18 protein-coding genes are annotated in these 17,925 nt (G+C 65.2%); 7 read left to right on the forward strand and 11 right to left on the reverse strand.

Annotated elements, in window-relative coordinates; translation table 11 throughout:
- From ON44_RS25545 to ON44_RS25555, 3 genes are all read right to left on the reverse strand, one after another.
- Positions 1-1,956, reverse strand: coding sequence for a cytochrome c oxidase assembly protein (locus tag ON44_RS25545; RefSeq protein ID WP_245567332.1), 1,956 nt, complete (start codon positions 1,954-1,956; stop codon positions 1-3).
- Between the two features lie 132 nt (positions 1,957-2,088).
- The gene (locus tag ON44_RS25550) at positions 2,089-2,373 is read right to left on the reverse strand and encodes a hypothetical protein (protein ID WP_040694505.1); all 285 of its coding nucleotides are present in this window, start codon (positions 2,371-2,373) and stop codon (positions 2,089-2,091) included.
- A gap of 124 nt (positions 2,374-2,497) precedes the next feature.
- Positions 2,498-3,364, reverse strand: coding sequence for a cytochrome P450 (locus tag ON44_RS25555; RefSeq protein WP_051182435.1), 867 nt, complete (start codon positions 3,362-3,364; stop codon positions 2,498-2,500).
- Positions 3,365-3,638: 274 nt separating this feature from the next.
- Between ON44_RS25555 and ctaD the strand changes: the two genes are divergently transcribed.
- Complete coding sequence (ctaD, locus tag ON44_RS25560) at positions 3,639-5,384, forward strand: aa3-type cytochrome oxidase subunit I (protein WP_083898145.1); 1,746 nt, start codon at positions 3,639-3,641, stop codon at positions 5,382-5,384.
- Positions 5,385-5,390: 6 nt separating this feature from the next.
- Here the strand turns inward: ctaD and ON44_RS25565 are convergent, their stop codons facing one another.
- Positions 5,391-6,674: a glycosyltransferase 87 family protein gene (locus tag ON44_RS25565; RefSeq protein ID WP_051182436.1), complete on the reverse strand. Its 1,284-nt coding sequence runs from the start codon at positions 6,672-6,674 to the stop codon at positions 5,391-5,393.
- 92 nt (positions 6,675-6,766) lie between these two features.
- On the opposite strand from ON44_RS25565, the gene ON44_RS25570 reads away from it, so the two are divergent.
- A complete protein-coding gene (locus tag ON44_RS25570; protein ID WP_040694510.1) occupies positions 6,767-7,399 on the forward strand; it encodes a TetR/AcrR family transcriptional regulator in 633 nt (210 codons plus the stop codon).
- Between the two features lies 1 nt (position 7,400).
- On the opposite strand, the gene ON44_RS25575 is transcribed toward ON44_RS25570, so the two are convergent.
- A complete protein-coding gene (locus tag ON44_RS25575; protein WP_040694512.1) occupies positions 7,401-8,549 on the reverse strand; it encodes an alpha-hydroxy-acid oxidizing protein in 1,149 nt (382 codons plus the stop codon).
- Positions 8,550-8,807: 258 nt separating this feature from the next.
- Between ON44_RS25575 and ON44_RS25580 the strand changes: the two genes are divergently transcribed.
- Both ON44_RS25580 and ON44_RS25585 read left to right on the forward strand, forming a co-directional pair.
- Complete coding sequence (locus tag ON44_RS25580) at positions 8,808-9,008, forward strand: hypothetical protein (protein ID WP_040694513.1); 201 nt, start codon at positions 8,808-8,810, stop codon at positions 9,006-9,008.
- Positions 9,009-9,072: 64 nt separating this feature from the next.
- Positions 9,073-9,780 carry an endonuclease/exonuclease/phosphatase family protein gene (locus ON44_RS25585; RefSeq protein ID WP_040694515.1) on the forward strand — a complete coding sequence of 236 codons (708 nt, stop codon included), beginning with the start codon at positions 9,073-9,075 and terminating at the stop codon, positions 9,778-9,780.
- Positions 9,781-9,784: 4 nt separating this feature from the next.
- Here the strand turns inward: ON44_RS25585 and ON44_RS25590 are convergent, their stop codons facing one another.
- The 3 genes from ON44_RS25590 to ON44_RS25600 form a co-directional block, all read right to left on the reverse strand.
- Positions 9,785-10,159, reverse strand: coding sequence for a hypothetical protein (locus ON44_RS25590; RefSeq protein WP_040694519.1), 375 nt, complete (start codon positions 10,157-10,159; stop codon positions 9,785-9,787).
- A gap of 176 nt (positions 10,160-10,335) precedes the next feature.
- Positions 10,336-10,998, reverse strand: a complete 663-nt coding sequence (locus ON44_RS25595; protein WP_083898146.1) for a response regulator — start codon at positions 10,996-10,998, stop codon at positions 10,336-10,338.
- Positions 10,995-12,158 (reverse strand): sensor histidine kinase, encoded by a 1,164-nt coding sequence (locus ON44_RS25600; RefSeq protein WP_245567337.1) that lies wholly within the window; start codon positions 12,156-12,158, stop codon positions 10,995-10,997. Before ON44_RS25600 ends, ON44_RS25595 begins: the two co-directional genes overlap by 4 nt.
- Before the next feature lie 215 nt (positions 12,159-12,373).
- On the opposite strand from ON44_RS25600, the gene ON44_RS25605 reads away from it, so the two are divergent.
- Positions 12,374-13,273: a sterol desaturase family protein gene (locus ON44_RS25605; RefSeq protein ID WP_040694727.1), complete on the forward strand. Its 900-nt coding sequence runs from the start codon at positions 12,374-12,376 to the stop codon at positions 13,271-13,273.
- 46 nt (positions 13,274-13,319) lie between these two features.
- Here ON44_RS25605 and ON44_RS25610 read toward each other — a convergent pair whose 3' ends face one another.
- The gene (locus ON44_RS25610; RefSeq protein ID WP_040694523.1) at positions 13,320-14,126 is read right to left on the reverse strand and encodes a nuclear transport factor 2 family protein; all 807 of its coding nucleotides are present in this window, start codon (positions 14,124-14,126) and stop codon (positions 13,320-13,322) included.
- A 102-nt stretch (positions 14,127-14,228) separates the two neighbouring features.
- Here ON44_RS25610 and ON44_RS25615 point away from each other — a divergent pair, with 102 nt between their 5' ends.
- Together ON44_RS25615 and ON44_RS25620 are read left to right on the forward strand one after the other, a co-directional pair.
- Positions 14,229-15,020: a phosphatidylethanolamine N-methyltransferase family domain-containing protein gene (locus ON44_RS25615; RefSeq protein WP_040694526.1), complete on the forward strand. Its 792-nt coding sequence runs from the start codon at positions 14,229-14,231 to the stop codon at positions 15,018-15,020.
- Positions 15,021-15,039: 19 nt separating this feature from the next.
- Positions 15,040-15,864 carry an amidohydrolase family protein gene (locus ON44_RS25620; protein WP_040694528.1) on the forward strand — a complete coding sequence of 275 codons (825 nt, stop codon included), beginning with the start codon at positions 15,040-15,042 and terminating at the stop codon, positions 15,862-15,864.
- On the opposite strand, the gene ON44_RS25625 is transcribed toward ON44_RS25620, so the two are convergent.
- On the reverse strand, positions 15,847-16,365 hold the full coding sequence (locus ON44_RS25625; protein WP_051182437.1) for a DUF2231 domain-containing protein: 519 nt from the start codon (positions 16,363-16,365) through the stop codon (positions 15,847-15,849). The genes ON44_RS25620 and ON44_RS25625 overlap by 18 nt on opposite strands.
- 83 nt (positions 16,366-16,448) lie before the next feature.
- Positions 16,449-17,693 carry a PucR family transcriptional regulator gene (locus tag ON44_RS25630; RefSeq protein WP_040694530.1) on the reverse strand — a complete coding sequence of 415 codons (1,245 nt, stop codon included), beginning with the start codon at positions 17,691-17,693 and terminating at the stop codon, positions 16,449-16,451.
- Positions 17,694-17,925: the final 232 nt, after the last annotated feature.

The raw sequence follows: 17,925 nt of genomic DNA on the forward strand, positions 1-17,925 counted from the left end.
TCAGCGACGCGACTGCGCCAACTTCTCCAACATCGCGTTGTAGGCGGCGAGTTCGGAGTCTCCGTACTCGTCGTCCCTGCGATCGGTGCGCACCGCGGTGCGGCGATCCTGGGCCACCCACTGCGTGAGCAGCGCACCGACCACGAGCAGGATCGGGATTTCGCCGGAGACCCAGGCAATTCCACCGCCGACCCGCTGATCAGCCATCAGGTCCATATGCCAGGGCAACTGGAGTTGTTCGTAGAAGCGCGCGCCGATGACGGTATTCATCGACATCACCGCGACGCCGAAGAAGGCGTGAAAAGGCATGATGGCGAACAACATACCGAGCCGACCGAGATGCGGCAGGCGGCGCGGACCCGGGTCGATGCCGATGATGGCCCAGTAGAACAGATAGCCGATGATCAGGAAGTGCACGTTCATCAGAACGTGCCCCCAGTGGAAGCGGATCAGGTTCTGGAACAGCGGCGTGAAGTACAGGCCGTAGAGCGAGAGCACGAATGCCGTGATCGCGGTGCCGGGGTGGGCCAGCACTGCGGTCGGGCGGGAGTGCAGAATCCACAGAACCCATTCGCGCACACCGGGAACCGCGCCCTTGGGTGCGGCGGGGACCGAGCGCAGCAGCAGGGTCACCGGCGCGCCGAGCACCAGCAGCACCGGTACGAACATATTGAGCACCATATGCGTGATCATGTGCATGCTGAACATGGCGTAGCCATAGGTGCCGATGCCCGACGATGTCGAAATCAGCAGGGCCGCACAGCCGCTCGTCCACGACAGCGTGCGCCATGGCGACCAGACATCGCCGCGCTGCCGCAGCCGCAGCACCCCGGCGGCGTACAACGCGATACCGGCGAGAGCGGCGGTACCGAGGACGATATCGAAGCGCCAGATGGTCATCAGCCGCCAGAGGTCGGCCTGCCCCGGCAGATCGAAACCGAGGAACACCTCCTGCGCGGTGAACGAGCGATCGGCGAAGGCCGGAGCCGGTTGGACGGCCATCGACACCAGGGCGGCCGTCGCCACTACGGACAGCGCGCCGGTTCCTGAGATCAGGGTGCTCGAATCATGTTCGGCGGCAATCCTTCTCAACATGATCGCGATGACGACGAACGACCCGGCGACCACCAGGGCGAGCCGACCGTAGCCGGTGCTGAACAGCGCCGACCATGGCAGCAGGATGGCACCGAGCACCAACCCGCTGGGCGTTGCCGCGGCGAGACACAACGACCCGATGAGCACGTATCGCCGAACCGCGGTCGCTACCCGGAAACCGTTCCGCCGCACCTGCGCCGCCACACACCACGCCAGCCCCGGCAGCACCGAGACCGCCAGTTGGAAGATGATCATCGCGCCGGTGCCGAAGTCGTGATTCGGCCCCTCCCCCGCATTGCCGACCATTGCGGGCGGTAGCACCGCGATCAGTGCCAGCACGGTCGGCACCACCAGTCCGGTCCACGCCAACGTCAGCCGCGTCACCAGCGCGACGACACCGGCCAGCACCGCGACCACGATCCAGGCCTTCGGCTTCTCGCTCGCATCGATCAGCACGCCGATCGCACCCCGCTCGAGCGCGGAACTCATCGACAGCCCACCCACATTCGCCGCACTCACCGGGATCAGGACCAGCGCCGAGACGAACCACATCAGACTCGCCCGCTCCGCCACCCGGACCCCGGCATACCCGTCCACGTCGACCCGACCGCGCGCGGTGACAACGGTGCAGCAGAGTGTGTAAATCATCGCGCCGAGGGTGAGCGCGCCCGCCAGCGCGGCGACCACCCGCAGCACGACATAGAGCAGGACATCCAGCAACCCGGGATAGGCGATACCCGCCGACCGGTAGGGCATATCGCCGACCGCGAGCACCGAAAGCAGCACGAGCGCACCGGCGACGAGCACCGCGATCAGCCAGAAGAGGCGGTCGGGCGAGCGCTTGACCTGCACGTATTCCACCAATCCTCGATAAAGGAGAGCTGCGAAGGGCAATGGATGTGCCAGCCCTCGCACACAGGTCGGTCGCGGCCCGATGCTAGTTCCCGGGCCGCGACCGGTGCGACGCACCTCACATGGTGAATCCGGCAGCCGTCACAGCCGGACGGCGACGGGGTACATAGTGCCGAAGGTGTCCGAGAGCGCACCGCAACCGGCGCAACGGAATCGCACGCCCATGGCGAAGAAACCGTGGATGCGGAAATAGCAGGTGTCGCACATGAGGTCGACGCCGCTGCGCTGGCAGCAGGGGCGTTTGCGGATATGCCATTCGGCGCGATGTCGACAGGGCACGTTGTCGAAGCGGAAGGTGCAGCCGGGCAGTGCGTTGAGCGATTCGATGACATCTTCGAAAAACGTTGGGGCCGTTGCGGTATCCATCGGCAATGCCCTCCCTGCGGCTCGATCCGAATGCGGTGACCATGCGCGTCCCCACACTCCGAACAATCGTTAGCCAAGCGTTAGCCGTTACTCGTGATATGCGGCACACCAACGTTGGCGGCGTTCAAAACGACACCGGATCTTGTCTGCGTGCGGAGCCGAGCGCAACCGGAATATGCTGGTAGCCACGCAAATTCGCCAATCCGCGGTGCGGCGCGTCACCCACGATCCGCAGATCCGGGAACCGCTCGTACAGAGTCCGCAGGGCGATCGCGCCCTCCATCCGGGCAAGGCTGGCGCCGAGGCAGGCGTGCACACCGCTGCTGAACGACAGGTGGTCCTTGGCATTCGGGCGGTCGATATCGAAGGTGTTCGGATCCGCGAATACCGCCGGATCCCGATTGGCGGAGCCGAGCAGCTGCGAGACCATCTCCCCTTCGGCGATCCGCACGCCCGCGATCTCGGTGTCACACAGGGCCGTTCGACTCGTCATCTGCACCGGACTGTCGAAGCGCAGCATCTCCTCGATCGCACCGGGCCAGCGTTCCGGATCGGCACGCAGCAGGTCGAGTTGGTCCGGATGCTGATGCAGCAGCATCGTCCCATTGCCGATCAGATTGACGGTCGTCTCGAAACCAGCGCCCGCGACAAGCGTTGCGGTGGCCATGAGTTCGGGCGCGCTCAGCTGACCGCCGATGGCGAGATCACTCAAAATATTGTCACCCGGATCGCTGCGCAGCCGCTCGATGTGCCCGACCAGGAAGTCCTGACTGCTCCGCAGCGCGGCCACCGCTCGACGGAACACCGACCACGAAACCCCGATATCCAGCAGCGGTGCGCCCGCGTGCCCGACCTCGAGCATGAATTCGCGTTTCTCGGCGGGCACGCCCAGGATTTCGGTAATGATCGCGATCGGCAGCCGGACGGCGAAATCCCCGATCAGATCGGCCCGATCACGTCCGGCCAGACCGTCGAGCAGTTCGTCGGTCACCTCGACGATCCGGTCGTGCAGCCGGTCGACCGCGCGCGGGGTGAAGGCCTGCGCGACGGTTTTGCGGTATCTGGTGTGCTCCGGCGGGTCCCCAATTGACGTATTTTCACGCTACGGCGCGCGTCACCGGCGCACATCCCACCGTGGTCGCAGCCGGACTCATACCGTGGCAGCAGACATGACGGCGGCAATGGGGCAAAGCGCGCATGTCGGAGATCGAAAAGGCGCATAATCCGGACAAGGCTGCTCAGCGATCGGAAGGTGGCGACGGCCCGTGAGTACCACTACTCAACTCGAGGTAGTCCGGCCCTATCCGCAGCGGGTCGGGCCGAAGGGCTCCTATTTCTGGAAAATGATCACGACCACCGATCCGAAGGTGCTCGGGGTCATGTATCTGACCACCGCGATGACCTTCTTCTTCATCGGTGGTCTCATCGCGCTGCTGATGCGCGGCGAGCTGGCACGCCCAGGTATGCAGTTCCTGTCGACCGAGCAGTTCAACCAGCTGTTCACCATGCACGGCACGATCATGCTGCTGTTCTATGCGACGCCGATCCTGTTCGGCTTCGCCAACTGCGTGCTGCCGCTGCAGATCGGTGCGCCGGATGTGGCGTTCCCCCGACTCAATGCCTTCAGCTACTGGCTGTACCTGTTCGGCGCGACCATCGCCACGGCGGGCTTCGTCACGCCCGGCGGCGCCGCCGACTTCGGCTGGACCGGCTACACGCCGCTGAGCACCATCGAGCACGCGCCAACAGCCGGCGCGGATCTGTGGATCATGGGCTTGGCGATCTCGGGTCTGGGCACCATTCTCGGCGGCGTCAATATGATCACCACGGTGATCTGCCTGCGCTGTCCGGGCATGACCATGTTCCGGATGCCGATCTTCACCTGGAATATCCTGGTCACCAGCATCCTGATCCTGCTCGCCTTCCCGATTCTGACCGCCGCGCTGATGGCGCTGGCCTTCGACCGTCACCTCGGCGGGCATATCTACGATCCGGCCACCGGCGGCGTCCTGCTGTGGCAGCACCTGTTCTGGTTCTTCGGCCATCCCGAGGTGTATATCGTCGCGCTGCCGTTCTTCGGCATCGTCACCGAGATCTTCCCGGTCTTCAGCCGCAAGCCGCTATTCGGTTACACCACACTGGTTTACGCGACGCTGTCCATCGGCGCGCTGTCGATCGCGGTGTGGGCGCACCACATGTACGCCACCGGCGCCGTGCTGCTGCCGTACTTCTCGTTCATGACCTTCCTGATCGCCGTCCCGACCGGTGTGAAGTTCTTCAACTGGATCGGCACCATGTGGCGCGGCCAGCTGACCTTCGAGACGCCGATGCTGTTCTCGGTCGGCTTCCTGGTGACGTTCCTGTTCGGTGGTCTGTCCGGTGTCATCCTTGCCAGCCCGCCGCTGGACTTCCACGTCACCGACTCGTACTTCGTCGTCGCGCACTTCCACTACGTGCTCTTCGGCACCATCGTGTTCGCCACGTTCGCGGGCATCTATTTCTGGTTCCCGAAGATGACCGGCCGACTGCTCGACGAACGCCTCGGCAAGTGGCACTTCTGGACCACACTCGTCGGCTTCCACCTGACCTTCCTGGTGCAGCACTGGCTGGGTGCCGAAGGTATGCCGCGCCGCTACGCCGACTACCTGCCCGGCGACGGATTCACCGCGCTCAATACGGTTTCCACCATCGGCGCATTCGTCCTCGGTGCGTCGATGCTGCCGTTCATCTGGAACGTGTTCAAGAGCTACCGCTACGGCGAAGTGGTCACCGTCGATGATCCGTGGGGTTACGGCAACTCGCTGGAGTGGGCCACCACCTGCCCGCCGCCGCGGCACAACTTCTACGAGCTGCCGCGCATCCGTTCCGAGCGACCGGCATTCGAGCTGCACTATCCGCATATGGTCGACCGCATGCGCAGCGAATTGCACGTCGGCTGGGGCTCGGGCGCCAAACACGCCGCGGCGGTCTCGGAACAGCACACGGCGGAGGCTCCCGCGTCGGAGTCCTGACGCTGGTTACCGCGCGGCAGCTTCCTGTAGGTCAGCTGCCGACCGTCGCAGGTGAACAGCGGCGGCGGCGAACAACGCGAGCGTGAGCCAGATGTATCCGTTGTGGACGAGTGTCGTGAGGTGACTTCCCACGGGATAGTCGTAAATGCTGCTCATCGTCGGGTCGAAGAAGGCGATCACACCACCCGATGCGATTGCCACTGCGATGAGCAGGCCGATCGACGCGACCACACCGCGCCTGCGCAAGGCGAGATCAGCCAGATAGACCAGCAGCGGTGCGAGCCAGACCCAGTGATGGACCCAGCTGTACGGAGACACCGCGGTGGTGGTGAGTCCGACCAGTACCACCGCGGGCAGTTCGTTGCCGGTCAGCGACAGCCGCCGTGCCAGGTACAGGCAGGCCGCCGCGATGGCGAAAGCGCCTGCCAGCCAGAGCAATTGGTGCACACCCTCGACGCCGATGGTCCGCGCTAGCAGGCCGCGCAGAGATTCGTTGCGTGGATTCTCCGGCACACCGACGCGCTTGGGGTCGGCGAATGCACCGCTCCAGAAGGTCAGCGAATCCTTGGGCATGGCCGCGAGACCGATCAGAACGGTCGCCACGAACGCACCGATGGCCGTCCCAGCGGCCCGATACCTGCGGGTGACCAGCAGATAGACCACGAAGAAGGCGGGGGTGAGTTTGATGCCCGCCGCAATCCCGGTCAGCACGCCCTTCCAGCGCGACGTATCCGGCAGTGCCATATCGGCGATGACCAGCAACAGCAGGAAGATATTGATCTGACCGAAGGCCATGGTCTCGCGCACCGGCTCGCACCACATCAGCAGTCCGGCGATCGGCACGCCCAGCAGCACCAGCCGCAGGTCGCGCCGATAGCCGAGCATCGACAGTGCCGCCCACACCGACGCCGTCAGCATGGCGAAGTTGCCGAACGCACCGACATAGGTAAAGACATCACCGTGCAGATTGACCAGCGGCACGAACAGTAGCGCGGCGAACGGTGTGTAGACGAACTCCCATACGCCGCGGGTGTGGCCCAGCAGGGGCGTGTCGTAGATGGAGGCGCCGTCGACCACCCGGTGCCCGGCGATCTGATAGACGCCCAGATCCATCAGATGCATCATCACCTGCATCGTTTCGCGCACCTGGTGGATGTAGTACACACCGGCGACCATCCCGAGGACCGAGATCACCCAGAACGCGGTTGTGGGGATGGTGCGGCGTTCGGGCTCGGTCGGTGCCGCGGTCGGCGCCGCCGCATTCTCGATCGTCGATACAGGCACGCTCATCTCCCAGCGATCGGGGTCCGGACTCGCCGCCCCACGGTAGTGGCACACCGCGTGCGGCGCACACCGCTCAGTAGGACCGGTACTGTCCTCGGATGACTGCTGGCGGCTCATCGCGGATGTACGACGGACGGCCCGTCGCCGACCGCCGTGCGCAGCGGCGAGAGCAGTTTCTGGCCGCCGCGGTCACGGTATTCGGGGAGAGCGGCTACCAGAACAGTTCGATTACCGCGCTGTGCCGGGCGGCCGGACTGGCGCGCAGCCAGTTCTATGAGCATTTCGAGAACCGCGAGGATCTGTTGATCGCGGTGTACGACCGGATCCAGACCGAGGCCAGGCAGGCGGTCACCGCCGCGACGGATGCGGCGGCGGCATCGGGTGATGCGGTCGGTCTGGCGCAGGCGGCGGTGCGGGCCTATGCGGAGTCGATCGGTCGTGACCCGCGCGTGGCCCGGATCGCGCATGTGGAGGTCGTCGGGGTCGGTGACCGCGTCGAGCAGCGCAGGATGGAGCAGCGGGCGCTGTGGATGGACTTCTTCGCGGACCAGATGCGGCGAGCGCTCGGACCCGATTTCGTGCCACCCGGTGGGTTTCACACCGCCGTGACCGGATACTTCGGCGCACTGCTCGCGCTGGTACACCAGTGGAGCACCGATGACGCGCAGACCGACCTCGCCGGCATCACCGAGGTACTGACCCGATTCCTGATCAGCCTGATGACACCGTGATTCAGCGCCTCGGCCGGATATTCTCGCGCACCGCCGCGATATCCGGATAGCCGTTGACCGCCATGAGCAGATCGGCCTCCGCCAGGATCATCCGCAGCACGTGCACCAGACCCGAAACCCCGCCCAGCGCAAGGCCGTACACGTACGGGCGGCCGATGCCGACCATCGTCGCACCCAGGCCGAGCGCCTTGATCACATCGCTGCCCGACCGCACACCGGAATCGAACAGCACCGGCACCCGGTCGGCGACGGCTTCGACCACCCCGGGCAGCGTCTCCAGCGAGCTGAGACCGCCATTGGCTTGGCGCCCACCGTGATTCGAGCAGAAGATGCCGTCGACGCCCGCATCGATCGCGCGGCGCGCGTCATCGGGATGGGAGATGCCCTTGAGGACGATCGGCAGTTCGGTCAGCGATCGAAGCCACTCGAGATCGTCCCAGGTGAGCGAATTTCCGAAGGTCTGCACCCAGTTCAGCACGATGGACTGCGGATCGTCCGAGCCGACCATCTTCTGGAAGACGGGATCGGAGGTGTAGTTCTTCAGCACGTGCCCGCGCAGCTGCGGGAAGTTCCCGGTGGACAGATCGCGTGGCCGCCAGCCCGGAACCCAGGTGTCCAAGGTGATTGTGATGCCGCGATATCCGGCGGCCTCGGCCCGGCTCACCAGACTCGCGGCCAGGTCTCGATTCTTCGGCGTGTACAGCTGGAAGAAGCTCGGCGTCGCACCGGCGTGGCCGATGACCTCCTCCAGCGGATCCTCCATGAGCGTCGAGAAGACCGCGGGCACACCGGATTTCGCCGCCGCCTCGGCAACCGCGATATCGCCGTGCTTATCGCCGACCAAGCCGATCACGCCGACCGGGGACATGAAGATCGGGCTGGGGAAGGTGAGTCCCCAGGCCTGCACCGACAGGTCGCGCTGCGTCGCACCGACGAGCATCCGCGGGACCACACCCCAGTCCTCGAACGCCTCGACATTGCGCCGCTGGGTCAGCTCGTCACCGGCTCCGCCCGCGATATAGGAGTACAGCGTTGCGGACAGTGCGGCCGAGGCCTTCGCCTCGAGCGTCGCGAAGTCCATCGGGAACTCCGGGGCATGCCCGCCGAGGGCCGCGAAGTAGATCTCGTTCTGATAGTCCGCGAACGCCACTGTTCTGCCCTTCGGTAGGGGTCGATCGGAGGGGTAGCCTCCGCTTGCCGGAATATTAGACGCTAATGTCCATGATCAACCGCGAAACATTCGACCACGGCACAGCGAAGGGGTCTGTGCGATGTGTGTCACAGTGGCGGGGTGTTCGAACCGTATGACCTGCGCATCGAGGTCCGATGGCCGTACCTGCTGTAGCGCGAGTAACCGCTGGAGCGACGGGTAATCCGGGAGCAGCTGACAGATTGTGAGAACCGCGCCGTGAATCTCGACTACCTCGATAGACCTGGTGACCACGACCTTCTGGTGGCTGGTCAGATCAAGAGCCCGCCACTACGGCGCCTGGTGCAGCTGGCACTCGGACTATCCACCGAGTCCATGGACCTGCTCACGGCACTCACCGACCGATTACGAACCGCGGAGGGCGCGCTGGCCGACCCGGCGACCAGCGGCGAATTCTAGATCCCGCCGCGGACTGACTGTCCACGTCAGGCTTACATAGCCTCGAGCACTAGCATCGCGAGCTGTGATCACAGTGGCGAGTTGGAATGTCCTGCACCGCGTGCACGCGGAGAATTGGGACCCCGATATCGCGACCCGCTGGCCCGATGAGGCGGCGCGCATCGCCGCGGTGACCGCCTGGATCGCCGAACGACCCGAACAAGTCATCGCGCTACAGGAGGTCAGCGGCGACCAACTGGCAAGTCTGCGATCAGCATTGTCCGACAAGGACATCCACACATTGCGGTACCCACGCATCCCACGGCCGCGCAATGGAACCACCCCGCTGCAAGATCCCACCGAACATCTCGTCCTCGTCCTCGACGAACCGGGCCGAGAAATCGTGGCCGAATCCTTCGAAAACGATCCCGGCAAGGGCGCACTCGCCGTCGAAACTGCCGGCATGGTCATCGTGGCAACCCACGTGACCGGCGATCCGCGCCGCGCCGGCCAGCTGACCCGATTGGCCGAACTCGCCGCACCGGATCGGGCGACGGTACTACTCGGCGACTTCAATATCGACAGCACTACTGTGGCCTCCGCACTCGGCCCCGACTTCACCATGGCCGACCTGCCACCCGCCTCCGCACCAACCCGTCCGCGCATATCGGGCACCAAATCGCAGTTCATCGACCATGTGATCGTGCGCGGCACGACCGTGCGGGATGCCACGGTCCTGGCCGTCGACGGCCGCTCCGACCACAATTTCGTCCGCGCGACCATCACCGGATAGCGAGCTATCGTCCTCCGGCGCGCCACAGCCAGCGCCAGCGCGGCAGCTCCGTGATCACCGTTAGCACCGCCAGCACACTGACGAGGACGGCGAGCCACACCGGCCAGGCCACCCAGGCGGCGACGACCGCCGCAACCAGTTGCAGCACCACCAGTGCAATCGTGCCCCAGCCGGGCACGGCTACCAGCACCTGCTTCTTGTCACCGGGCGTGGCGAACACAGTGGGCAGCCCGATCAGTACAACTACCGACAGCACCGCCAGCACAACCGAATGTCCGGCCAGCGCCCATGGCGTCGCGATCCAGGCGATGAGTTCGGTCGTAAAACGCAGTACCGCCGCGATTCGGCCCTGACCTGTGAGATTCGGCGATTCGGACACGGTTGTAAGCGTGTCATGCGATCGGTCCGGACGCAGGGTGAAGCCCCGGGCCGAAGGGGAATGGTCCGGGGCTTCACTGGAGATTATCGCGCGAACCGGTGCGCGAGTTAACCGCGCGCAATGGCGTGTCACGCAAGTCGAGCGGCGGCAGCGGTGCCTGCGCGGAAGCACGCCCACTAGCCGCCGTGCGGGGGGACGAGGCCGTGCTTGTGTGCGTAGACGACAGCGTGAATGCGGTCGCGCACACCGAGTTTCGCGAGTACCCGGGATACGTGTGTTTTGACCGTCTCTTCGCCGACGCCGAGTGCCGCGGCGATCTCGGCATTGCTGCGCGCATCGGCCAAGAGCAGCAACACTTCTCGCTCGCGCACGGTGAGTTGTTCCACCTCGGGCCGGGTGTCGGGCGGGGCGAGCGTGCCCGCGAACCGGGATATCAACCGTCGGGTCATCGACGGATCGATCAGGGCGTCACCACGGGCCGCGATCCGGATGGCGGCCACCAATTCCTCCGGTGGCAGGCTTTTCAAGAAGAACCCGCTGGCTCCCGCCTGCAGTGCGCGGTAGAGGTTGGCATCGCTGTCGTAGGTGGTGAGTACGAGGACACGGGTGCCGCCCGCCGCGACAATCGCCGCGGTGGCCGCGAGTCCGTCCAGCTTCGGCATGCGCACATCCAGAATCGCGACGTCCGGGCGCAGCCGGGCGGTTTCGGTGATGGCGCTGCGGCCGTCGCCGACCTCGGCGACGCATTCGAGATCGGTCTGACTGTCCACGACCGCACGCAGTCCGGAGCGGAACATGCTGTGGTCGTCGGCGATCAATACGCGGACCGGTGCGTTCACGAACCTCCGATCGGCAGGGAAACCCTGGTGTGCCAATGGTTTTGCGCGCCGTCCGGACCGAATCGCACTTCGCCGCCGAATAATTCGGCACGTTGGCGAATACCGCTGAGGCCACGATGCTCCGCTGTATCGCCCACTGCGGCGGTGTCGGCGAGCGGATTGATCGACTCCAGCACCACCCGGTTCGGCTGATAGTCCACGATCAGCTGTGCGTGCGCGCCGTCACCGTGGCGCAGCGCATTGGTCAGCATCTCCTGCACGATGCGATACAGCGTCAGGTTCAGCGAATCCGGGAGCTCGACGGCCGCACCGCGCACGGTGAATTCAACAGCCAGACCGGCCGCGCGCACCCGCTCCAGCAGATCCTCGATATCGGCGAGTCCGGGCTGTCGCTGGCCGTCCTCCTCGCGCCCGTGTAGCAGATCGAGCTGGCGGCGCAGGTCGACCATGGCCGCGCGGCTACTCGATTCCACCGCGGTCAGCGATCGAGTGGCGGCGGCATTCCCGGTGTCGGCCATGGCGATTCGGGCCGCACCGGCGTGGATGCCGATGGCGCTGACGTGATGGGAGATCACATCGTGCAGATCCCTGGCAATGGCGGCGCGTTCCTCGGCGACGGCGCGGGCGAGTGCGGTCCGCTGCTCCTGTTCGCGCAATTTGGCCTGCTGCTCGAGATCGGCGATGTACGCGCCCCGCGCTGCCGTATACCGGCCGACCAGCCACGGCACCACGCCGACCGATACCGTCGACGCCAGCAGCAGCCGCCAATCGTGCGCGGTATTGCTGCTGATCAGCAGATGCGCGCTCGCGAAGCCCGCGGACATCGTGCATACGGTCAGCACCGATTTCGGACCGACCATCCAGGCGCCCGCCCGATATCCCGCCACCAGGAATCCGACATCGGCGAAGCGTGCGGCGAAGCCGTGCCGGTGCAGCATCAGGGCCTCGGCCAGTCGCAGCGCCACCTGGATCAAGGCCACGGCACCGGCGGTGCGCGGCGGCGCGGCCAGTGCCAGATCGGCCGCGACGATGGCGATCAGCACCGCGGTGGCCTGCCACGGGGCCACCGAGAAAATGCCGTTCAACGTCAACATCGCGGCATCGATCGCCGCGGCCACCCCCGCGACCACCAGCGATTGGCGGGCCAGCGATCTGCTCACATCCAACAGTTCGCACCACCTTCGCACAGTCCGGGTCGAGCCGTCCGCGGGCGATCCTACCCAGCGTTCGCCCGTATTCCTCGGACCGAACTCTGCCCGGGCGCCAGCCGCGGCACATCCCCCGCCCGGGGGATCGCGAATCCCTCGTCAGCGCGATGTTTGCCCAGGCCAGCGCCCGTAACGTGGCGGTGAAGCAGCAGAGCGGAGGAGCCATCGTGATCGGTGCGCAGCTATTCATCTACGCCATACCGGCGTTCGCCGTACTCATGTTCGTGGAGTGGATCGACTATCGCCGCGATCCGGATCGCCCGGCCAACGGCCACTCCGGACGCGATATGGCCTCCAATATCACCACCTACCTGCTCGGCCGATTCCTGAAGCCGGTGCTGCAGTATCTGATTCCGTTCTCGGCGGTGGTAGTCGCGGCCGCGATCACTCCGCTGCACCTGTCGCCGACCACATGGTGGGTGTGGGTGCTCGGCCTGGTGGTCACCGACTTCTGCTATTACTGGGCCCACCGCGCCGACCATCGGGTCCGGCTGCTGTGGACCGCGCACAGCGTCCACCACTCCAGTCAGTACTTCAATCTGTCCACCGCCATCCGCCTGCCGTGGGTGCATCCGGCGGCCACCATCGTGCGCGGATTCGCTTGGGTACCAGCGGCTTTGATCGGCATGCCCGCGTGGATGATCTTCCTGCTGCAGACCATCGGGCTGCTCTATCAGTTCCCGATCCACACCCAGCGCATCCGGACCCTGCCGCGCCCGATCGAGTTCCTGTTCAACACCCCGGCTCATCACCGCATCCACCACGGTTCGAATCAGCCGTATATCGATAAGAACTACGGCGGAGTCTTCATCATCTGGGACCGGCTCTTCGGCAGCTTCGCCGCGGAGAGCGAACCCATCCGCTACGGCCTCACCAAGAACATCGGCACCGATAATCCGCTGAAGGTGAACTATCACGAGCTCGGTGCGCTGATCAGCGATGTGCGCCATGCGAATACCTGGCGTGGGCGGCTCGGTTACATCTTCGGCCCGCCCGGTTGGTCCGAAGCGGCACAGGCCGACGAGGTCGTACCCGAACCAGCGCGCGAGGGATCGATCGCCGCATAGCTTCGTCATGATGGCCGCGGCGGCTTACCGTCGCCGCGGACCACCGCTAGATCGAATGAATGAATATGCGGATGGCGGTGATTCGTCGACTGTCGGGGGCGAAGTCGATGAAGGCGACACCCTGGGCCGATTCCAGTCGGACGCTGGCACTCACCGTTCGGCCCGCGGCGATCAGCTTGTCCCACTGCATATTCCGAGCCCGATTGGTGAACTCCTCCAGCGAAATCCTGGTTCCGGCTGGGAGTTCGATAATCGTGCGCTCGCTGAGCAGGCGACGAACCCGCGAGATATCCGTGGCTGCCGCGGCCGAGAACACCTGGGCCGCAGCACGTTTGCCCGATCGGCCGATACCGCGCAGTGCCTGCATCATGCCGAGCATGCCGTCGAAGCCTTGATTCGCGATCAGCTGCGGACCCAATTTCAGTGCCGCGCCGAGTCCGGGCAGTCCGGTGCGCAGTAACTGCACGATCATGGCGGCCAGCTCCCAATGAGCGGCCAGCCGGGTGATCTTCCAGACGCCGTCTTCCTCGACGAGGTCGTAGCGCAGGTGCATGGGCACCGCGACGGTGGCGCCGGTCGACATGGTGGTACGGATCAGCAGGTCGCGGACCACTGTGGACAGGCCGACGAAGTCGTGGTCGACCCGGAAGGCGATGGTGTTGGGGCCGATGAAGGTGTCGTAGAACCGTTCGATCGCCGCGCGGCCGATATGCGGGCGGGAACCGACCGGATCATTGACGGTGGCATCGGCGGTGAACAGGTCGACCCAGGCCGCCTTGTCGTGCGCCGTCACCGCACGCGGTGACGCCTGCACGGCCGCGATCAGGTCCTTGGCTGTGGAATCCAGCGGCATCACAATTCCTCCTAGCTACTGCGTCACATGGTAGAACATGTTCTAATTTCGGCGCCGAGGGTTCGGTAAGAAGTGTCGGCGCCCTGCTCGACAAGGACGCCTATGGACTGGTACACCGGCAACACCGCCTACGACACCGTGCTGACGATCGGCTTCGCGTTCGCGGCATTCGTGCTGATCGGCGGCCTTTTCGCACAGAGTCCCTACGGCCGTTTCGGCACCACCGGGATGGGCTTCAACCTCAATCCGAAGCTCGGCTGGTGGTTGATGGAGATTCCCGCGACGGTGGTCTTCGCGGTGTTCTATCTAACCGGCCCCGATCGCTTCGAGCCGACCGCGCTGATGCTCGCGGCCATCTGGCTGCTGCACTACGGCAATCGCGGCTGGTTCTTCCCGCTGTCGATCCGACAGGTCCCGGGCAAGCGCAGCAGCTTCAATGTGTCGGTGATCGCCGCGGGCATGTTCGTCACAGCGCTGCACGGCTACCTCAACGGCGCCCTCTTCAGCCACGACTACCTGCACCAATACGGCACCGACTGGCTGATCGATCCGCGCTTCCTGACCGGTCTGGTCATCTACCTCGGCGGCTTCGCACTGCTGGTCAGCTCCGAATCGATCGTGCGCAATCTGCGCGATAAGGACAATCCGGGTGCGACCGAATACCGCATCCCGCGCGGCGCGGGCTTCCGCTTCGTCAGCAGCCCCGCTTATCTCGCCGAGCTGATCGCCTGGGCCGGGTTCGCCCTGCTCACCTGGTCCCTGGCGGGTGTGGTGATCTTCTTGATCACCGCGGGGAATCTGGTGCCGCGCGCCTTTGCCACGCACAAGTGGTATCGCGAGAAGTTCGCCGACTATCCGGCCGATCGAAAGGCTTTGATTCCCTTCGTTATCTAAAGGGTCATACAGTGACGTGATGGCCATCATCGATGCGTGGGCCCAGCATCCGACGGTACGGCTGCTCCAGCACGAAATGCTGGACTCGCTGCGCCGCTGGACCGGTGACACCATCCCGGACCAGCCGCCGCCCGTCTCCATGACGCTCGCCGCCATGGACGCAGGCGGCGTCGATACCGCATTGACCAGCGCCTGGTACGGGCCGGAGGGCGTGTTGATCTCCAACGACGAGGTGGCCGGATTCGTCGCGGAATCCGGTGGACGCTTGGTCGGCGTCGCATCAGTGGACCTACGCAAACCGATGGTCGCGGTGCGCGAACTCCGTCGTGCGGTCACCGAGCTCGGGATGAAGGCGCTGCGGATCGTGCCGTGGCTGTGGGGCCTGCCGCCGAACGACCGGCGCTACTACCCGCTCTACGCCGAATGCGTCGATCTGGGAATTCCGTTCTGTACACAGGTCGGGCACACCGGCCCGCTGCGCACCTCCGAAACCGGCCGCCCGATCCCATATCTCGACGATGTCGCACTGGAGTTCCCCGAACTTGTCATCGTCGGCGGGCACATCGGCTATCCGTGGACCACCGAAATGATCGCGATGGCAACGAAATACCCGAACGTGTACATCGACACCTCCGCCTACACGGTGCGCAGATACCCACCCGAGCTGGTGGCCTACCTGAAGTCCCACGGCCGCGGCAAGGTCCTCTTCGGCACCAACTACCCGATGATCCCGCCACAGCGCGCCCTGGCAGGCCTCGACGACCTCGCCCTCGACGACGAATGCCGCGACCTGTTCCTCTCCGGCAACGCCACCCGCGTCTTCGGCTTAGCCGAGCCCGACTAACACTTCACGCATCCAATCGCTTTCAACGTGGCCTTGATCGAGACGAGCTCGAGCACCCCACACCGCATGCGAACCGGAGTCTCCGACCCGGTAGACCTGTGCGGTCGCCGCGGCGCCTGCGGCGATTGCCAATACCGCGGCCAGGACGGTGACCACACGACCCACTGGGCGTCCGCGCTCGTCGCGCAGGTGGATGATGATCAGCAGGGCGGTGACGAGCAGTAGTGGCACCACGAAGTAGATCATCGTGTTGCCGAGGTCGGCGTGCTTATCGATGGCGGGGGATCCGCCGAGCTTGCGCTGGAGCCACTCCCCTGCCTCGGTCGTCACCGGGGTGAGGGCTACGGTGATCGCGGCCAGGGTCGTGACCAGCCAGATCAGTCGACGACGGGCTGTGGGCCACACCGCGGACAGGATTAGCAGCACCGCGGTCAGCGGTACGAAGACCACGATGAGGTGCACCAGCAGTACGTGGGCGGGTAACCCGTTGATCGTCGACATGAGGCACTCCTGGAGTTCGTGACCGCGGCGGCGCTTGCGGCCCAAGTATCTCCATCACCTCACGGTTCAGCGCGGTACGCGGTTCATCCCTCCCCGTCGACAACCTCCGCCGCCTCGCCCACCGGATAGAAACGGTGCACCGTGAGCGCCGCCGCGAGCAGCCGCGAGCCATTGGGTTCGCTCGGATCGATGCCGGTGAGTTCGGCGATGCGCTTGAGTCGGTAGCTGAAGGTATTGGGGTGCACATGCACTTCGGCGGCGGCCGCCTTCCGATCTGACCCGTACCGCAGATGCGCCTCCAGCGCCTCGAACAGGTGCGAGCGCAACAGCAGCGGGGCAATGCGGTCGGCCAGTCGGTCCCGAGCCGGGCCCGGCCGGGTCAGCTGATATTCGAGCAGCAGATCATCCAGGTCGTACAGTCCGCTCGGCCGGTTGAGCAACCGAGCCAGTTCGGCCAGATCGGTCGCCTCCTGCACCGCATGCGGCAGCAGATCCCGTTCGACCGCGCGACGTTCGGCCAGGAAGACATCGACGCCGAACTGTTCGGTGAGTTCGGCGCACAGCCGCTCATACTCCTTGGATTCGGATCCGCTCGGCAACAGCGCGATTCCGGTCGTGCCGTCGAACGTGCTCAAGGCCTTGGTTCCGGCGATGCCGTCCAATGCCCGCTGCAGCACCCGGATTCGGCGACGGGTGAGCAGATCGGCGACCACGATCGGGTGGTCGTCCGGGCGGATATGGATGGCGAGCACCGTATAGCGTTCCGCGAGAACGACATCCGCCCGCGCCGCCAGTTCCTCCGCGGGCTGGCCACGCAACAGGGCCGAACACAGCGCCCGGCGCGCCTCGCGTTCGGCGTGGTAGATCGACTGCTCCACATCGGTATACGCCTCAACCACGGCGACATTGATATCCCGCAGCAGATCGAGCAGCCGTGCGCCGAAGGCGATCAGATCGTTCATATCCTCCGGCGTGGCCACCGCCGCCGCCTCCTGCAGGATCACCTGACCGGAGCCGTGCACGGCATGCATCAACAGCCCCAACGGAATTCGGTCCTCGGCGTGCCGCTCGGCCACCGGACCGACGAATTCGATCACCTCGGCCCCGGTGAACACCCGCTGCTCCTGGGTCGCGCGCAGGAAAGCCTGGCCGCATCCGGCGATCGCGGGCAGCACCTCGCCGGTGAAATGCCCGTCCGGCAGGTCCGCGGCCGGTGGCGTGGAGCCCAGGCCGGCCTCGAGCATGCGTTCGGCGATTTCGGGTAACCGACGGACCAGTCGGGCGATTATCGGCGCGTCTCCGGACAGCTGGGGCAGAACAACGGACATGACTTGCACGTTACCCAACGATGCCATTTATCGATAAATCTCGTAACCGCTCGGCTTTGTCTCCGAACACAAGATTTTCGCGGATTATTCTCGTCCGCGTGCAGTGACAGCAGCTCGCGCATGACGCTGCTCACCTGCGCGTTCCCATGTCCTACCGGGTGACGACGGTCACCGTCAACACCGCGATTCGGAGAAAAACACTCGACTCAATTGTGTTTCGGGACAATTATTT

The organism is Nocardia vinacea NBRC 16497 (assembly GCF_000308835.1).
GTDB classification, from domain to species: Bacteria; Actinomycetota; Actinomycetes; order Mycobacteriales; family Mycobacteriaceae; genus Nocardia; species Nocardia vinacea.

Bases quoted from the DNA above. Each gene is read 5' to 3' on its own strand.
- ON44_RS25550 (WP_040694505.1), bottom strand. From the start codon at position 2,373: ATGGATACCGCAACGGCCCCAACGTTTTTCGAAGATGTCATCGAATCG.
- ON44_RS25565 (WP_051182436.1), bottom strand. From the start codon at position 6,674: ATGAGCGTGCCTGTATCGACGATCGAGAATGCGGCGGCGCCGACCGCG.
- ON44_RS25570 (WP_040694510.1), top strand. From the start codon at position 6,767: ATGACTGCTGGCGGCTCATCGCGGATGTACGACGGACGGCCCGTCGCC.
- ON44_RS25610 (WP_040694523.1), bottom strand. From the start codon at position 14,126: ATGCCGCTGGATTCCACAGCCAAGGACCTGATCGCGGCCGTGCAGGCG.
- ON44_RS25615 (WP_040694526.1), top strand. From the start codon at position 14,229: ATGGACTGGTACACCGGCAACACCGCCTACGACACCGTGCTGACGATC.
- ON44_RS25620 (WP_040694528.1), top strand. From the start codon at position 15,040: ATGGCCATCATCGATGCGTGGGCCCAGCATCCGACGGTACGGCTGCTC.
- ON44_RS25625 (WP_051182437.1), bottom strand. From the start codon at position 16,365: ATGTCGACGATCAACGGGTTACCCGCCCACGTACTGCTGGTGCACCTC.
- ON44_RS25630 (WP_040694530.1), bottom strand. From the start codon at position 17,693: ATGTCCGTTGTTCTGCCCCAGCTGTCCGGAGACGCGCCGATAATCGCC.